This is a genomic window from Paraburkholderia xenovorans LB400 (genome assembly GCF_000013645.1).
GTDB classification, from domain to species: domain Bacteria; phylum Pseudomonadota; class Gammaproteobacteria; order Burkholderiales; family Burkholderiaceae; genus Paraburkholderia; species Paraburkholderia xenovorans.
This window is the reverse complement of the sequence record NC_007951.1, coordinates 4,085,244-4,101,532: the sequence shown is the minus strand read 5'-3', so window position 1 is coordinate 4,101,532 and position 16,289 is coordinate 4,085,244. Positions and strand designations below refer to the sequence as shown.

Below are 16,289 nucleotides of genomic sequence, written 5' to 3'. Positions count from 1 at the left end.
CGCCTCATGGCAAAGTTCTTCATTGATCGCCCGATTTTTGCATGGGTGATCGCCATTATTCTGATGCTCGCGGGTATCGCGTCGGTCTTTACGCTGCCGATCGCGCAATACCCGACCATCGCGCCGCCGGCCGTGCAGATCAGCGCTACGTACCCGGGCGCCTCGGCGAAGACGGTGGAAAACACCGTCACGCAGGTGATCGAGCAGCAGATGAGTGGTCTCGACCACTTGCTGTACCTGTCGTCCACGTCGGACGACTCGGGCACGGCAACCATCACGCTGACGTTCGCGGCCGGCACCAATCCTGACATCGCGCAGGTGCAGGTGCAGAACAAGCTGCAGCTCGCCACGCCGCTGCTGCCGCAAGCCGTGCAACAGCTGGGCACCAAGGTCACGAAGTCGAGCAGCAGCTTCCTGCTGGTCATGGCGTTCGTGTCCGAAGACGGCAGCATGAACAAGTACGACCTGGCGAACTACGTCGCGTCGAACATTCAGGATCCGGTCAGCCGTATCGACGGCGTGGGCACGGTGACGCTGTTCGGCTCGCAGTACGCCATGCGGATCTGGCTGGACGCGAACAAGCTCACCAACTTCGGCCTCACGCCGGTGGATGTGCAAACGGCGTTGACGGCGCAGAACGTGCAGGTCGCGGGCGGTTCGCTCGGCGGCACGCCGTCGGTGCCGGGCCAGGTGTTGCAGGCCACCATCACGGAAGCCACGCTGCTGAACACGCCTGAACAGTTCGGCAACGTGTTGCTGAAGGTGAACCCGGACGGCTCGCAGGTCCGTATCAAGGACGTCGGCCGCATCGAGCTGGGTGGCGAAAACTACAACTTCGACACCAAGTACAACGGCCAGCCTACGGCAGGCTTCGGTATTCAGCTCGCTACCGGCGCGAACGCGCTGGCCACCGCCACGGCGGTGCGCGCGAAGGTCGCCGAACTGTCCAAGTACTTCCCGCACGGTCTGGTCGTGCAGTACCCGTACGACACCACGCCGTTCGTGCGCCTGTCGATCGAAGAAGTGGTCAAGACGCTGCTCGAAGGTATCGTGCTGGTGTTCCTGGTCATGTACCTGTTCCTGCAGAACCTGCGCGCCACGCTGATCCCGACGATCGCCGTGCCGGTGGTGCTGCTGGGCACGTTCGCGATCATGGGGCTGGTGGGCTTCTCGATCAACACGCTGTCCATGTTCGGGCTCGTGCTGGCGATCGGCTTGCTGGTGGACGATGCGATCGTGGTGGTGGAAAACGTCGAGCGGGTGATGCAGGAGGAGGGCTTATCGCCTCGTGATGCAACCCGCAAGGCGATGGATCAGATTACTGGCGCGCTGGTCGGCGTGGCGCTCGTGTTGTCGGCGGTGTTCGTGCCGGTGGCGTTCTCGGGCGGTTCGGTCGGCGCAATTTACCGGCAGTTCTCGCTGACGATCGTGGCGGCCATGGTGCTGTCCGTGCTGGTGGCGTTGATTCTGACGCCGGCATTGTGCGCGACGATCCTCAAGCCGATCGAAAAGGGTCATCAGGAAAAAACCACCGGTTTCTTCGGCTGGTTCAACCGCACCTTCAACAAGAGCCGCGACAAGTATCACTCCGGCGTGCACCACGTGATCAAGCGCTCGGGCCGCTGGCTGATCATCTATATGGTAGTGATTTTCGCGGTCGGCCTGCTGTTCGTGAAGTTGCCCAAGTCGTTCCTGCCTGACGAAGACCAGGGCACGATGTTCGTGCTGGTGCAAACGCCGTCGGGCTCGACGCAGGAAACCACGGCGCGCGCGTTGAAGGACGTGTCCGACTATCTGCTCAACACCGAGAAGAGCATCGTCGAATCGACCTTTACCGTGAACGGCTTCAGCTTTGCCGGTCGCGGCCAGAATGCGGGTCTCGTGTTCGTGCGCATGAAGGATTACGCGCAACGTCAGCACTCGGACCAGAAGGTGCAGGCGCTGGTGGGCCGTCTCTTCATGCACTTCGGCAGCTACAAGAACGCGCTGGTGTATCCGGTGAATCCGCCGTCGATTCCTGAACTCGGCACCGCCGCGGGCTTCGACTTCGAATTGCAGGATCGCGCGGGCGTCGGTCACGAAAAGCTGATGGAAGCACGCAATATGTTGCTGGGCATGGCGGCGAAAGATCCGACGCTGGCTCAGGTGCGTCCGAACGGCCTGAACGACACGCCGCAGTTCAAGGTGGATATCGACCACGAGAAGGCTTCGGCGCTCGGCGTGTCGCTGTCCGCGATCGACCAGACGTTCTCGATCGCGTGGGCGTCGCAGTACGTGAACAACTTCCTCGATACCGACGGCCGGATCAAGAAGGTGTATTTGCAGGGCGACGCGCCGTTCCGCATGAAACCGGAAGACCTGAACGCGTGGTACGTGCGTAATGGCGCGGGTAACATGGTGCCGTTCTCGTCGTTCGCGAGCGGCACGTGGACCTACGGTTCGCCGAAGCTGGAACGCTACAACGGTATTTCCGCGGTGGAAATCCAGGGCGCGGCGGCACCGGGCAAGTCGACCGGTCAGGCCATGACGGCGATGGAAGCCCTGGTGGCGAAGCTGCCGGCGGGTGTCGGCTACGAATGGACGGGCCTGTCGCTGCAGGAGCGCCAGTCCGGTTCGCAGGCGCCGATTCTGTACGGCATCTCGATCCTCGTCGTGTTCCTGTGTCTCGCGGCACTGTATGAAAGCTGGTCGATCCCGTTCTCGGTGATCATGGTGGTGCCGCTCGGCGTGATCGGCGCACTGCTGGCCGCCACGCTGCGCGGGCTCGAGAACGACGTGTTCTTCCAGGTGGGTCTGTTGACCACCGTGGGCCTGTCGGCGAAGAACGCGATTCTGATCGTGGAATTCGCCCGCGAACTGCAGCAGAGTGAAGGCATGGGGCCGGTCGAGGCCGCGCTGGAAGCAGCGCGTCTGCGGCTGCGTCCAATCCTGATGACCTCGCTCGCGTTCATTCTCGGCGTGATGCCGCTCGCCATCAGTAACGGCGCGGGCTCGGCCAGCCAGCACGCGATCGGTACCGGCGTGATCGGCGGGATGTTGACGGCGACCTTCCTCGCGATTTTCATGATCCCGATGTTCTTCGTCGTGATCCGTGCGAAGTTCGGCGGCGAGAAGGAAGACCCGGATGAGGCGCTCGCACACTATAACCAGCACCATCCGCATGACGGCCAGGGCGGCGGGGCGGCTGATGAAGGCTCGGGCAAGGACGGACACTGAGATGCAAAAACACTCTCTGATTGCAGTGGCGGTCGCGCTGTTCGCGGCGGGTTGCACGATGGCGCCGAAATATGAGCGCCCGGCCGCACCCGTCACGGCGACCTTCCCGACCGGCGGCGTGTACGACACGCAACCGGGCGCGACCCAGCCGGGCCAGCAGCAGCCCGGCACGACAGGCGCCGCGCGCACCGCGAGCGGCCAGGCCGCGGCGGATATCGGCTGGCGCGATTTCTTCGTCGATCCGCGCATGCAGCGGTTGATCGAGATCGCGCTGAAGAACAACCGCGATCTGCGCGTGTCGGTGCTGAACATGCAGGCTTCGGCCGCGCAGTTCCGGATCGTTCGCGCCGGCCTGCTGCCTACGCTCGACGCCTCGGCGTCGCAAACCAAGCAGCGCACGCCTAAAGACCTGTCGTTCTTCGACCAGACGATTTCCAACTCGTACTCGGTCGGGCTGAACGCGTCGTGGGAAATCGACTTCTTCGGGCGGATTCAGAGCCTGAAGGATCAGGCGTTGGCGCAGTACCTGGCCACGGCTCAGGCGCGCAAGGCGGCGGAAATCACGCTGGTCTCGCAGGTGGCGAACCAGTACATGACGGTGCTCGAACTCGACGACCTGCTGAAGGTCACCGAGAACACGTTGAAGACCTCGCAGGAATCGTATCGGATCGCCAAGCTGCAGTTCGACAACGGTACGGGTTCGGAACTGGATCTGCGCCAGTCGCAAACCGTGGTCGAGCAGGCCCTGGCCAACCTGCAGCAGCAGCAGCGGCTGCGGGCTCAGGCGGATAACGCGCTCGTGCTGCTTCTCGGCGAGCCGTTGCCGGACGATCTGCCGCCGGGCATGACGCTGGACAACCAGAATCTGCTCACGGATATTCCGGCGGGTCTGCCGTCCGATCTGCTGACGCGCCGGCCGGACATCATGGAGGCCGAAGAGAATCTGCTGGCCGCCAACGCGAACATCGGCGCGGCGCGGGCCGCGTTCTTCCCGAAGGTTTCGCTGACCGGCAGCTTCGGTACGCTGAGCCCGTCGCTCGGCGGGTTGTTCAAGCCGGGTTCGGCGGCGTGGAGCTTCGCGCCGTCGATCACGCTGCCGATCTTCGAAGGCGGGCAGAATCTTGCCAACCTCGATCTCGCCAACATCCAGAAGAAAGTCCAGATCGCCACGTATGAAAAGGCGATCCAGACGGCCTTCCGCGAAGTGGCAGACGCCCTGGCGGCACGCGGCACGTACGATCAGCAGATCCAGGCGCTGGAGCGCAATACTTTTGCGGAACAACGCCGGCTGGATCTGTCGAATCTGCGCTATACGAATGGCGTCGATAGTTATCTGTCGGTGCTGACCGCGCAGACGGATCTGTATTCGTCGCAGCAGTTGCTGGTCACGGCCCGGATGGAACGTCTGCAGAACCTCGTGACGTTGTATCAGGCACTGGGCGGCGGCTGGGTCGAGCACAACGGCGATCAGCCGCGGCCGGCCGACGCGCCGGTCGACTACGGTGCGGCGAGTGCGCCGGTGGCGGCTTCGGCCGCTACGGCGGGTTGAGTCCTGTAGCTTCAGGCGCGCAAGGCGGGTTTCTGTTTCAGTAAAACCGTTCTGCGGGGCCAGTCACATGAAAAACGCCACGGCATGCCGTGGCGTTTTTTTATGCACGGCGCTCGCGCGACATTGCTCGCGCGGCGCCGGATTGCGTGCCGTTCAGTGCAGGTCCGCTGCGCGCAGCATCTCGTCGCGTCGTGGTTCGTTGCCGCCGCGTCCGTCGAAATCGTGTCCGGCGCTGCGAATCTCGCAGCGTGCCTTCTTCTCGCTCTTCACGCCGTTGAAGATCAGGTTCAGCACGACCGCCGACACGGAAGCCAGCAGAATCCCGCTATGCAGCAGCGGCGAGAGCGCCGGCGGCAGCTTCGAAAAGAAGTGCGGCGACACCACCGGCACGAGACCCAGGCCGATACTGACCGCGACGATAAACAGGTTGTGGTGGTTCTTCACGAAGTCGACCTTCGAGAGCACCTTGATGCCGTTCGCCGCAACCATGCCGAACATCACGATGCCCGCGCCGCCGAGCACGAAGGCCGGCACCGACGCGACCACCTGCGCCATCTTCGGGAACAGGCCCAGCAGCACCAGGATCACGCCGCCCATCGCGCAGACAAAGCGGCTCTTCACGCCGGTCACGCCGATCAGGCCGACGTTCTGCGAGAACGAGGTATGCGGAAACGAGTTGAAGATGCCGCCGATCAGCGTGCCCAGGCCGTCTACGCGCAGGCCGCGCACCAGCGTCTTCTGATCGACCGGGCGGTCCACCATGTCGCCGACCGCGAGAAACATGCCGGTCGATTCGATGAAGGTGACGAACATCACGGTGACCATCGTCGCGATCGACAGCGGGTCGAAGTGCGGCAGGCCGAAGTGGAACGGCATGATGAAGCCGACCCACGGTGCGTGCGTCACGCCTTCCATATTGACGCGGCCGAGCGCCAGCGCGATCACGAAGCCCGCGACAATGCCGAGCAGCACCGAGATATTGGCGAGGAAGCCCCGGGCGAACTTGTTGATCAGCAGGATCAGCATCAGCACGATCAGCGAGAGGCCGAGATAGACCGGATTGCCGTAATCGGGATTGCCCACGCCGCCGGCCGCCCAGTTGATGCCGACTTCCATCAGCGACAGACCGATCACCGAGATCACCACGCCGATCACGACCGGCGGAAAGAACCGCAGCAACTTGCCGACCGCCGGCGCGAGCAGGATCCCGACCACACCGGCCGCAATCGTCGAGCCGAAAATGTCGAGAATGCCGAGCGAGGGATTGGTGCCGATCGCGACCATCGGCCCGACGGCCGCGAACGTGCAGCCCATGATGACCGGCAGACGGATGCCGAAGATCCACAGGCCGAGTGTCTGGATCAGCGTGGCGATGCCGCAGGAAAACAGGTCAGCGCTGATCAGGAAGGCGATCTGGTCCTTCGGCAACTTGAGCGCCGCGCCGATGATCAGCGGGACGGCGACCGCGCCGGCGTACATCACCAGAACGTGCTGAATGCCGAGGGTGAGCAACTGGCCTGCGGGCAGTCGCTGGTCGCACGGGTGAACCGCGTTCGATTGCATATCGTCTGTCTCCACCATCTCGTTTTTGGGATGGCTCCAAGGTATCGGGGACGAAAAGGCGCAACAAGACCGCTGGAGCCTATTCCGGCATTCCCGGTGACGATATGCGTGCGCGCCTTTTGAAAGCCAATATCAATGTGCGGACCGGGTTCATTGGCGGTCAGCCCCTTGCAGGGGGGACGCGAGGCCGTGTGTCGCGCAAGCCCGGCTTCGCGTGATATGTGTGAGAATCAATGAGGTGTATCCCGCTCGCCGCATAGTCCTGTTTTGATGCGGCTTGCGGCGCGGGTGGGTTAACCCGCGATCCGGGATTGTCGGCATGCGTTTGCGCGCTTTGCCGAAGCAGTACGCCGGTGAAAAAATACAGCTTTCGGGCACGCTTTCGCGTGTTCATCTCGATTCCCAATTTCACGCTCAATCATCCATGAGTTTTCTCGGCATCGACCTGGGCACCGGCTCTCTCAAAGTGGCGATCGTCGACGAAAACGGTCGCGAGCAGGCGGTGGCGAGCGTCGCTTATGCAATCGAAACGCCGCATGCGGGTTGGGCGGAGACGTCGGTGCAAACGTGGTGGCGCGCGCTGTGCGAAGCCGCCGCACGTCTGCCGGACGGTCTGCGCCGCGAGGTGCGGGCCATTGGCTTTTCCGGCCAGATGCACGGCGTCGTGCTGATCGACGAGGCGGGCGAGGCCGTGCGGCCCGCCATGCTGTGGCCCGACACCCGCGCGCTGGCCTTGCTCGACGCGTGGCCCGAGCCGCAGCCGAATCCGGTTGCGCCGGGCATGGCCGGTCCGCTGCTGCGCTGGATCGTGTTGCACGAACCGCAGTCCGCGAGCCGCACGCGTTGGGCGCTGCAACCGAAAGACTGGCTGCGCGTCGCGCTGGGCGGCGCTGTCGTGACCGATCCGTCCGATGCCTGCGCCACCGCGCTCGCCGATCCAGCGGGCATGTGGGACGCGGCGCTACTCGATCGGCTCGGTATTCCGCGCGCGTGGTTCGCGCCGCTGGCGCCGTCTTATGCCGCGGGTGGCGTGCTATCGGAAAAGGCGGCACAGGCTCTGGGTTTGCGCCCCGGCATCGTGCTCGCGACGGGCGCAGCGGATACGCCGTGCGCCGCACTCGGCAGCGGACTCGCGCACGACGGCGACGCCTTGCTGACCACCGGCACCGGCGGACAAATCGTCGTACTGGCCGAGTGTGCGCCTGCGGCGGCCAGAGGCTTGCATCGCTATCGGGCGGCGAGCGACCACTGGTACCGGATGGCGGCAATGCAGAACGTCGGCATTGCGCTCGAACGGGTACGCGGCTGGCTGTCGTATGAATGGGCCGATGCGTATCGTGACGCGTTCGGCGACGCAGCCGGCGCGAGCACAACGGCTGCGTCGGGCCTCACGTTTCTGCCTTATCTCACGGGCGAACGCACGCCCTGGCTCAACCCGATGGCGCGCGGCGGCTGGCTCGGCCTTGCCCTCGATCACACGCGCGGCACGATGATGCGCGCCGCGTTCGAAGGCGTCGCGTTCTCGTTGCGCGCCGGCCTCGACGCGATTCGCGCGAGCGGCGCGACGGTGACGGCATTGAAGCTGGCGGGCGGCGGTTCCATCGACGCGCACTGGCGGCAGTTGCTCGCCGATGCGTTGAACGTCGAACTGCACGCGGTCGATTGTCCGAACGCCGCGCCGCGCGGCGCGGCCATTCTCGGCGGCCTTGCGAGCGGGCACTGGCACGCGCGCGATCTCGCCGCGCTCGCGCCCGGCGCGACGCGTGTCGCCGGTCCGCGAGGCGATGCGGCGCTCGCCGAACGCTACGCGCGCTTTCTCGATCTCTATGGGCGCGTCGAAACATGGTTCGACGGCACGCATTCGCGGTGAGCGTTTTCATATCAGGTTCAGACAATGCAGTGACGCACTTTGCAATACCATTACGTGTTTCGCGCGCTAACGTGTAGCTCGGCGCACTGCGCCGGGTGGCGGCAACAGGCTTTGCCCCTGGTGCGGCACACGCATCAACCGCAGTACCGAATCGCAGCACGTGCGCGCCGCGGGGTTCCGGGCACGCAACGCGCCTTGCATTGACAGACTCACAGGAGCATTCACGATGAAGACCAAAGCAGCAATCGCATGGAAAGCCGGCGCCCCGTTGACGATCGAGGAAGTCGATCTGGAAGGTCCGCGGGCCGGTGAAGTCCTGATCGAAGTGAAGGCCACGGGCATCTGCCATACCGATTACTACACGCTCTCCGGCGCGGATCCGGAAGGCATTTTCCCGGCGATTCTCGGCCACGAAGGCGCGGGCGTGATCGTCGACACCGGGCCGGGTGTCGGCACGCTGAAGAAGGGCGACCACGTCATTCCGCTCTACACGCCGGAATGCCGGCAGTGCAAGTTCTGCCTGTCGCGCAAGACCAATCTCTGTCAGGCAATCCGATCGACGCAGGGCAAGGGTCTGATGCCCGACTCGACCTCGCGTTTCTCGATCGACGGCAAGCCTTTGTTCCACTACATGGGCACGTCCACGTTTTCGAACTACATCGTCGTGCCGGAAATCGCGGTCGCCAAGGTGCGTGAAGACGCGCCCTTCGACAAGATCTGCTACATCGGCTGCGGTGTGACGACGGGCGTGGGCGCGGTCGTGTATTCGGCCAAGGTCGAGGCCGGCGCGAACGTGGTGGTGTTCGGTCTCGGCGGCATCGGCCTGAACGTGATCCAGGGTGCCAAAATGGTCGGCGCGGACAGGATCATCGGTGTGGACATCAATTCGGGCCGCGTCGAACTCGCGAAGAAGTTCGGCATGACGCACTTCATCAACCCGACCGAAGTGGAGAACGTGGTCGATCACATCGTGCAACTCACTGATGGCGGCGCGGACTATTCGTTCGAGTGCATCGGCAACACCAAGGTGATGCGTCAGGCGCTGGAGTGCACGCACAAGGGCTGGGGCCAGTCGTTCATCATCGGCGTGGCGGCGGCGGGCGAGGAGATCAGCACGCGTCCGTTCCAGCTGGTGACGGGCCGCGAATGGAAAGGCTCGGCGTTCGGCGGCGCGCGCGGACGCACGGACGTGCCGAAGATCGTCGACTGGTACATGGAAGGCAAGATCAATATCGACGACCTGATCACGCACCGTCTGCCGCTCGAACGCATCAACGAAGGCTTCGATCTGATGAAGAAGGGCGAGTCGATCCGCTCGGTCGTGCTGTACTAATCCAATGCGGCACAACGAGGAGCATGGCGATGCTTGAACTTCTGTCGTCGCACGCCTGTCACGGCGGCGAGCAGCGCATCTATCGGCACGACTCGCAGACCATCGGCCTGCCGATGCGCTTCTCCATCTATCTACCGCCGCAGGCCTTGCAGGCCAATGCGAACGTGCCCGCGCTGTTCTACCTCGCGGGTCTCACGTGCACGGAAGAGACGTTTCCGGTCAAAGCCGGCGCGCAGCGCTTCGCGGCGCAGCACGGCATTGCGCTCATCGCGCCGGACACCAGTCCGCGCGGTGCGGGCGTGCCGGGTGAAAGCGCGGCGTGGGACTTCGGCGTGGGCGCGGGCTTTTACGTCGACGCCACGCAGCAGCCGTGGGCGCAGCACTATCGCATGTACTCGTACGTGCGTGACGAACTGCGCGAAACGGTGCTCGCGAATCTGCCGGTAGACGGCGCGCGTCTCGGCATCTTCGGGCATTCGATGGGCGGTCACGGCGCGTTGATGCTGGCGCTGCGCAATCCGGAGATCTATCGGTCGGTATCGGCGTTCGCGCCGATCGCCGCGCCGACGCGTTGCCCGTGGGGTGAGAAAGCGTTCAGCGGTTATCTGGGCGCAGACCGCGAAGCGTGGAAGCAGTACGACGCGAGCGAGCTGGTCGCGCAGGCGTCGCGCAAGTTTGCGGAGGGGATTCTGGTGGATCAGGGCCTCGCGGATCAGTTCCTCGCGGAGCAACTCAATCCGGACGTGTTCGAAGCCGCCTGCCAGGCCGCGGGTCAGCCGCTGACGCTGCGCCGGCACGCGGGGTACGACCACGGCTACTATTTCATCTCCACGTTCATCGAGGATCATCTCGCGCATCACGCGAAGGTGCTGCTCGGCTGAAGTCTTTCGCAGGGAGAAGGCGGCGTGCGGATGCTCCGCCGCCTTCGTCCTCGTTTTCGTCTTGCTTCAACGCCGTTTCAACAAACTCCCGCCGTACACCAGCGCCGACAGCACGGTGATCCAGAAGCTCGTCGGCCAGTCGGTGTAGAACGCTAGCGTCAGACCGAGCCACGCCTGCAGCAGCGCAAACACGGCGGCGAGCACGAGGCCGGCCGACAGGCGCGTCGTCACGTTTTGCGCGGCGGCGGCCGGGCCGACCATCAGCGTGAACACCAGCAGCACGCCGACGATCTGCGTACACGCCGCCACGGCCAGCGCCGCAATCGCCAGAAACAGCACGGACACGAGGCGCAACGACACGCCCTTGGCTTCGGCCAGTTCCGGCTGCAACGAAGCGAACAGCAGCGGCCGCATGATCGCCGCGAGCGCGAGCAGGCTCACCACGCCCAGCGCCGCCAGCACCACGAGCGTCGACGCGTTCACGCCGAGCACGTTGCCGAACAGCAGCGCGGTGACCTGGGTTGCGTACGCGGTGAAGAAGTGCAGAAACAGCAAGCCGAAGCCGAGCGACAGCGAGAGAATCACGCCGATCGCCACATCGCGTCCGGCGAGGCGTTCGCCGAGCGCGCCCATGCCGACGCCTGCCGCGAGCGTGAAGCCGATCATCCCCCAGATCGGCGAGATGCCGATCAGCACCGCGCCGGTCGCGCCGGTGAAGCCGACGTGCGAGAGCGCGTGGCCCGCGAAGGTCTGTCCGCGCATCACCAGAAAATACCCGACCACGCCCGCCAGCACCGCGACGATCCCCGACGCCGCGAATGCGTTCACCATGAAATCGTATTCAAACATCGTGCGTGTGTCCGTCGCTTGAGTCGTGCTGATGTGAGTGGCCGTGCGAGTGGCCATGCGCCTGTGGATGAGCGTGCGAGTGGCTGTGGCCGCCGCTTTCGTCGTGTTCGTGCTCGTGATCGTGTTTCTCGACTTCGACGTCGCCGGACATCACGAAGATGCGGCCGTTCACGCGCATCACGTCGATCGGCGAACCGTAGAGACGCGACAGCACCGGGCGGGTGATCACTTCGTCGACGGTGCCGAGCGCTGCTACGCCGCTGCCGAGATACAGCACGCGATCGATCGAGTTCAGCAGCGGATTCAGCTCATGCGCTGAAAACAGGACGGCGATGCCGAGTTCACGCTGCACGCGCCGCACCAGTTCGACCACGCTCTTCTGATGATGCGGGTCGAGGCTGATCAGCGGTTCGTCGAGCAACAGCAGTTTCGGGTTGCCGAGCAGGCATTGCGCGAGCAGCAGCCGTTGGCGCTCGCCGCCCGACAGCTCGGACAACGGCCGCTCAGCCAGCTTGCGCCCGCCCACCAGATCCAGCACGCGTTCGACATCGGCGCGGGTGGCGGCGTCCGCATACGGCAAGCCCCAGCGATGACCGTCGGCGGCCATCGCGACGAAATCGCGGCCGCGCACGCGGCGTCCGGCGAGCGCGCTGCGCGTTTGCGGCATATAGCCGATCGACGCATTGCCGCGCTCGACCGGTTGGCCCAGCACGCGGATCACGCCGTGGGCGGCCGGCACGAGACCGAGCACAGCGCGCATCAGCGTCGTCTTGCCCGCGCCGTTCGGCCCGAGCACGCCGATGAATTCGCCCTGATTCACCACGAAGCCGGTATCGCGCAGAATCGTGCGCTCGCCGAGTTCGAGCGTCACCTGCTCGAGTTCGAGCACGGGTGCGGTGGTGGGGGCGCGCGCAGATGCGCCGCGGCCAGTCAGAGTCATTGAGTTTTTCCTTTCGCGGCTGGCGCCGCCGCATTCGCGCCGCCCGCGCCGCCGGCGCCGCTCGTGCCGCTTGCCTCGCCCGCGGCCAGCGCCTTGCCCAGCGCGTCGAGCTGCGACAGCATCCACGTCTGATAGGTCTTGCCAGCCGGCTCGGTCTCGGTGACGCTCATGGTCGGCACCCTGGATTGCTGCGCGAGTTTCAACATGCGTTTGGTCAGGGCCTCGGTTGCCTGGCTGTTATAGATCAGAACACGTACGCGCCTCTCGCGTAGATCGCCGTCGAATGCGGCGATATCGGCCGCGCTGGCTTCGGTGTCGTTCATGGTGGCGAGCTGGAAGCGCAGATTACGCATTGTCAGGCCCACCGCGTCGGACATATAGCCGAACACCGGCTCGGTTGCCGTGACCGGCACGCCCGCGTAGCGGCCATGCAGCTCGGCGACCTTGGCGTCGACCGGCTTTAGCGAATCGAGAAACTTCGCGAGGTTCGCATCGTACGCCGACTTGTGCGCCGGGTCAGCCGCGACGAGCGCTTCGCTCACCGCGCGCGCCACTTTCGGCATGGTCGCCGGGTCGTACCAGAGGTGCGGATTGTCGCCGCTCTTCTTGCCCGTGAGGTCCGCCGCGACGATCGTGACGCGCTTCGTGCCCTTCGACGCCGCCAGCAATTTTGCCATCCACGGATCGTAGTCGGCGCCGTTGTAGACCACAAGGCTTGCATGCTGCAACGCACGCGCCGTCTTCGGGCTGGCTTCGAACAGATGCGGGTCCTGATCCGGATTGCTGAGAATGCTCGTCACGTCGACGCGATCGCCGCCTAGTTGCTGCACCACGTCGCCGTAAAAATTCTCCGCCGCGACCACTGGAATTCTGGCATCCGCGGCCATTGCGGCATGGCCGAACGCGAGCACGGCGGCGCTCACGGCGACATGCTTCGACAACTTCAGCGCACGGTGCGCCCCATTCAATACCGAGCCGAATTTCTGCATTGTTGTGTCCTGCTGCGTGAGAGTTGAAAGAATCACAAACGTTGGGAAGGGCGCGCCGGCTTCATGCCGGCTGGTCTGGCGCATCGCTTCATGCCGAAGCACCGGCGGGGCGCGCGCCGCGCGCACACCGCGCGCATAGCCCGCTCAGTTCGACCACCTGGCGATGCACTTCGAAGCCGTGTGCCGGCGCGCTATGCGACAACTGTTCGGCGAGGTCGTCGCCGGGAATCTCGACGGTCGCGCCGCAGCGGTCGCACATCAGGAACTGGCTGCGATGCGGCACGCCGACTTCGCAGCAGGCCACGAACGCGTTCTTCGATTCGATCCGATGGACGAAGCCATGCGCGAGCAGAAAGTCCAGCGCGCGGTAGACGGTCGTGGGCGGCATGCGGCCGCGCTGCGGCTCGAGCGCGTCAAGCAGTTCGTAAGCGCCGACCGGCCGCTCGCTGGCGACGATCGCCGCATACACCTGGCGACGCAGCGGCGTCAGCGCGAGTCCGTGCAACGTGGCGTGCGCGTCGGCATGCGCGAGCCGCACGGCATGGCGTTCTGCAATCGATGTAGCCATCGGCAAGGTGCTCCTGACGGAAAGGCGATCAAGCGGCAAGGCTTCGAAGCGAAGCGAGGTCGCAATGATATAACGTATCTCGATTTTTTGTCAGCGAGGTTCGCGGAAAGCAGATTGGCTCGCTTCGATTTTCTGTATTAGCGATTCGAGGCAGCAAAAAAATTTGCGGATCTCCTGCCGCGCTGCACCATCGAAATCTGCTCGGGCGCCTTGACATGACCCGGTGCGTATCCGATCATTCGATCACAAACAGAGCAATTGTTCGCGCAACGAGCGTTCGCTCACCGCGCCTCAAGAAGCGAAACGAACCGGAGACAAGCAGTGGCGGCACGATTGCAAGACAAGGTGGCCATTCTGACGGGTGCGGCAAGCGGAATCGGTGAAGCCGTGGCTCGACGATATCTGGATGAAGGCGCGAAATGCGTGCTGGTCGACGTAAAGCCGGCCGACAGTTTCGGCGACGCGCTACGCGCCGCATACGGCGATCGCGTGCTGACCGTGAGCGCCGACGTCACGCGCCGCGACGATATCGAACGCATCGTGGCGAGCACGCTGGAGCGTTTCGGCCAGATCGACATTCTGTTCAACAACGCGGCGCTCTTCGATATGCGCCCGATCCTCGACGAATCCTGGGACGTGTTCGACCGCCTCTTCGCGGTCAACGTGAAGGGCATGTTCTTCCTGATGCAAGCCGTCGCGCGGAAGATGGTCGAGCAGGGCCGCGGCGGCAAGATCATCAATATGTCGTCGCAAGCCGGCCGGCGCGGCGAGGCGCTCGTCTCACACTACTGCGCGACCAAGGCCGCCGTGCTGAGCTACACGCAATCCGCGGCGTTGGCGCTCGCGCCGCACAAGATCAATGTGAACGGCATTGCGCCGGGCGTCGTCGATACGCCGATGTGGAACGAAGTCGACGCGCTCTTCGCCCGCTATGAAAACCGTCCGCTCGGCGAGAAGAAACGCCTGGTCGGCGAAGCGGTGCCGCTCGGCCGCATGGGTGTGCCGGACGATCTGACCGGCGCCGCCCTGTTCCTCGCGTCGGCGGACGCGGACTACATCACTGCGCAAACCCTGAATGTCGACGGCGGCAACTGGATGAGTTGAACCCGCGCCGTTCATCGTCATTTTCGTAGAACAAACGCTGCACTACATAACGTACGAGAAAGGAGACAACATGAAGCCAGCCCTCAAATCCACGCTAAAGGCGGTCAGTGCCGGCGCTGTCGCATGCTTTGCATTGAACGCGTCGGCGGCCACGGTGACGATCGCCACGCTGAACAATCCGGACATGATCGAGCTGAAGAAGCTCTCGCCCGAATTCGAAAAGGCGAATCCGGACATCAAGCTGAACTGGGTGATTCTCGAAGAAAACGTGCTGCGTCAGCGCGCCACCACCGACATCACGACCGGCAGCGGCCAGTTCGACGTGATGACGATCGGCGCGTACGAAACGCCGCAATGGGGCAAGCGTGGCTGGCTCACGCCGCTCACCAATCTGCCCGCCGATTACGATCTGAACGACGTCGTGAAGACCGCCCGCGATGGCCTCTCTAGCGGCGGCCAGTTGTATGCGCTGCCGTTCTACGTCGAAAGCTCGATGACGTATTACCGCAAAGACCTGTTCGCGGCCAAAGGTCTGAAGATGCCCGATCAGCCCACTTACGACCAGATCGCGCAATTCGCCGACAAGCTTACCGACAAGGCCAACGGCATTTACGGCATCTGCCTGCGCGGCAAGGCGGGCTGGGGCGAGAACATGGCTTACGGCACGACGGTGGTGAATACCTTCGGCGGCCGCTGGTTCGACGAGAAGTGGAACGCGCAGCTCACCTCGCCGGAATGGAAGAAGGCGATCACCTTCTACGTCAACCTGCTGAAGAAAGACGGCCCTCCGGGAGCGAGCTCGAACGGCTTCAACGAGAATCTCACGCTGATGTCGTCCGGCAAGTGCGCGATGTGGATCGACGCGACGGTCGCGGCCGGCATGCTCTACAACAAGCAGCAATCGCAGATCGCCGACAAGGTGGGGTTTGCCGCGGCGCCGATCGCGGTCACGCCGAAGGGATCGCACTGGCTATGGGCCTGGGCGCTGGCGATTCCGAAATCGTCGAAGCAGACCGACGCGGCGAAGAAGTTCATTACGTGGGCCACGTCGAAGCAGTACATTGAACTGGTCGCGAAGGACGAAGGCTGGGCCTCGGTGCCGCCGGGAACGCGTCAATCCACGTACGCTCGCCCCGAGTACAAGCAAGCCGCGCCGTTCGGCGACTTCGTGCTGAAGGCGATCGAAACGGCAGATCCGGATCATCCGACGCTCAAGCCGGTGCCGTACACCGGTGTGCAGTTCGTCGGGATTCCTGAGTTCCAGTCGTTCGGCACGGTGGTCGGTCAGAGCATCTCCGGTGCGATTGCCGGTCAGATGACGGTCGACCAGGCGCTGGCAGCGGGCAACGCCACGGCGGATCGTGCGGTGAAGCAGGCCGGCTACCAGAAGTAAGCCACTCGAGTTACGTGGCACGCGCCGGCTGACG

12 protein-coding genes are annotated in these 16,289 nt (G+C 64.2%); 7 read left to right on the top strand and 5 right to left on the bottom strand.

Annotated features, from left to right (window positions below; genetic code table 11):
- The first annotated feature begins 6 nt into the window (after positions 1-6).
- Positions 7-3,216, top strand: a complete 3,210-nt coding sequence (locus BXE_RS18350; RefSeq protein ID WP_011489721.1) for an efflux RND transporter permease subunit — start codon at positions 7-9, stop codon at positions 3,214-3,216.
- A 1-nt stretch (position 3,217) separates the two neighbouring features.
- Positions 3,218-4,765 carry an efflux transporter outer membrane subunit gene (locus BXE_RS18345; protein WP_011489720.1) on the top strand — a complete coding sequence of 516 codons (1,548 nt, stop codon included), beginning with the start codon at positions 3,218-3,220 and terminating at the stop codon, positions 4,763-4,765.
- A 153-nt stretch (positions 4,766-4,918) separates the two neighbouring features.
- Here the strand turns inward: BXE_RS18345 and BXE_RS18340 are convergent, their stop codons facing one another.
- Positions 4,919-6,328, bottom strand: a complete 1,410-nt coding sequence (locus BXE_RS18340) for a nucleobase:cation symporter-2 family protein (RefSeq protein WP_011489719.1) — start codon at positions 6,326-6,328, stop codon at positions 4,919-4,921.
- A gap of 424 nt (positions 6,329-6,752) precedes the next feature.
- Here BXE_RS18340 and BXE_RS18335 point away from each other — a divergent pair, with 424 nt between their 5' ends.
- The 3 genes from BXE_RS18335 (at position 6,753) to fghA (ending at position 10,412) form a co-directional block, all read left to right on the top strand.
- Complete coding sequence (locus BXE_RS18335; protein ID WP_011489718.1) at positions 6,753-8,198, top strand: xylulokinase; 1,446 nt, start codon at positions 6,753-6,755, stop codon at positions 8,196-8,198.
- Between the two features lie 226 nt (positions 8,199-8,424).
- Positions 8,425-9,531 (top strand): S-(hydroxymethyl)glutathione dehydrogenase/class III alcohol dehydrogenase, encoded by a 1,107-nt coding sequence (locus tag BXE_RS18330; RefSeq protein ID WP_011489717.1) that lies wholly within the window; start codon positions 8,425-8,427, stop codon positions 9,529-9,531.
- 29 nt (positions 9,532-9,560) lie between these two features.
- Positions 9,561-10,412 carry an S-formylglutathione hydrolase gene (gene fghA, locus BXE_RS18325; RefSeq protein ID WP_038458535.1) on the top strand — a complete coding sequence of 284 codons (852 nt, stop codon included), beginning with the start codon at positions 9,561-9,563 and terminating at the stop codon, positions 10,410-10,412.
- Positions 10,413-10,478: 66 nt separating this feature from the next.
- On the opposite strand, the gene BXE_RS18320 is transcribed toward fghA, so the two are convergent.
- The 4 genes from BXE_RS18320 to BXE_RS18305 all read right to left on the bottom strand — a co-directional run bounded on the left by BXE_RS18320 (position 10,479) and on the right by BXE_RS18305 (position 13,758).
- Positions 10,479-11,261: a metal ABC transporter permease gene (locus BXE_RS18320; RefSeq protein WP_007180532.1), complete on the bottom strand. Its 783-nt coding sequence runs from the start codon at positions 11,259-11,261 to the stop codon at positions 10,479-10,481.
- Positions 11,254-12,201, bottom strand: coding sequence for an ABC transporter ATP-binding protein (locus BXE_RS18315; RefSeq protein ID WP_011489715.1), 948 nt, complete (start codon positions 12,199-12,201; stop codon positions 11,254-11,256). Before BXE_RS18315 ends, BXE_RS18320 begins: the two co-directional genes overlap by 8 nt.
- Positions 12,198-13,190, bottom strand: coding sequence for a metal ABC transporter solute-binding protein (locus BXE_RS18310; protein WP_011489714.1), 993 nt, complete (start codon positions 13,188-13,190; stop codon positions 12,198-12,200). Before BXE_RS18310 ends, BXE_RS18315 begins: the two co-directional genes overlap by 4 nt.
- Before the next feature lie 88 nt (positions 13,191-13,278).
- Positions 13,279-13,758, bottom strand: a complete 480-nt coding sequence (locus BXE_RS18305; protein WP_011489713.1) for a Fur family transcriptional regulator — start codon at positions 13,756-13,758, stop codon at positions 13,279-13,281.
- 321 nt (positions 13,759-14,079) lie between these two features.
- Between BXE_RS18305 and BXE_RS18300 the strand changes: the two genes are divergently transcribed.
- Both BXE_RS18300 and BXE_RS18295 read left to right on the top strand, forming a co-directional pair.
- Positions 14,080-14,862 carry an L-iditol 2-dehydrogenase gene (locus tag BXE_RS18300; RefSeq protein WP_011489712.1) on the top strand — a complete coding sequence of 261 codons (783 nt, stop codon included), beginning with the start codon at positions 14,080-14,082 and terminating at the stop codon, positions 14,860-14,862.
- 70 nt (positions 14,863-14,932) lie between these two features.
- Positions 14,933-16,255, top strand: coding sequence for an ABC transporter substrate-binding protein (locus BXE_RS18295; RefSeq protein ID WP_011489711.1), 1,323 nt, complete (start codon positions 14,933-14,935; stop codon positions 16,253-16,255).
- Positions 16,256-16,289 lie beyond the last annotated feature (34 nt).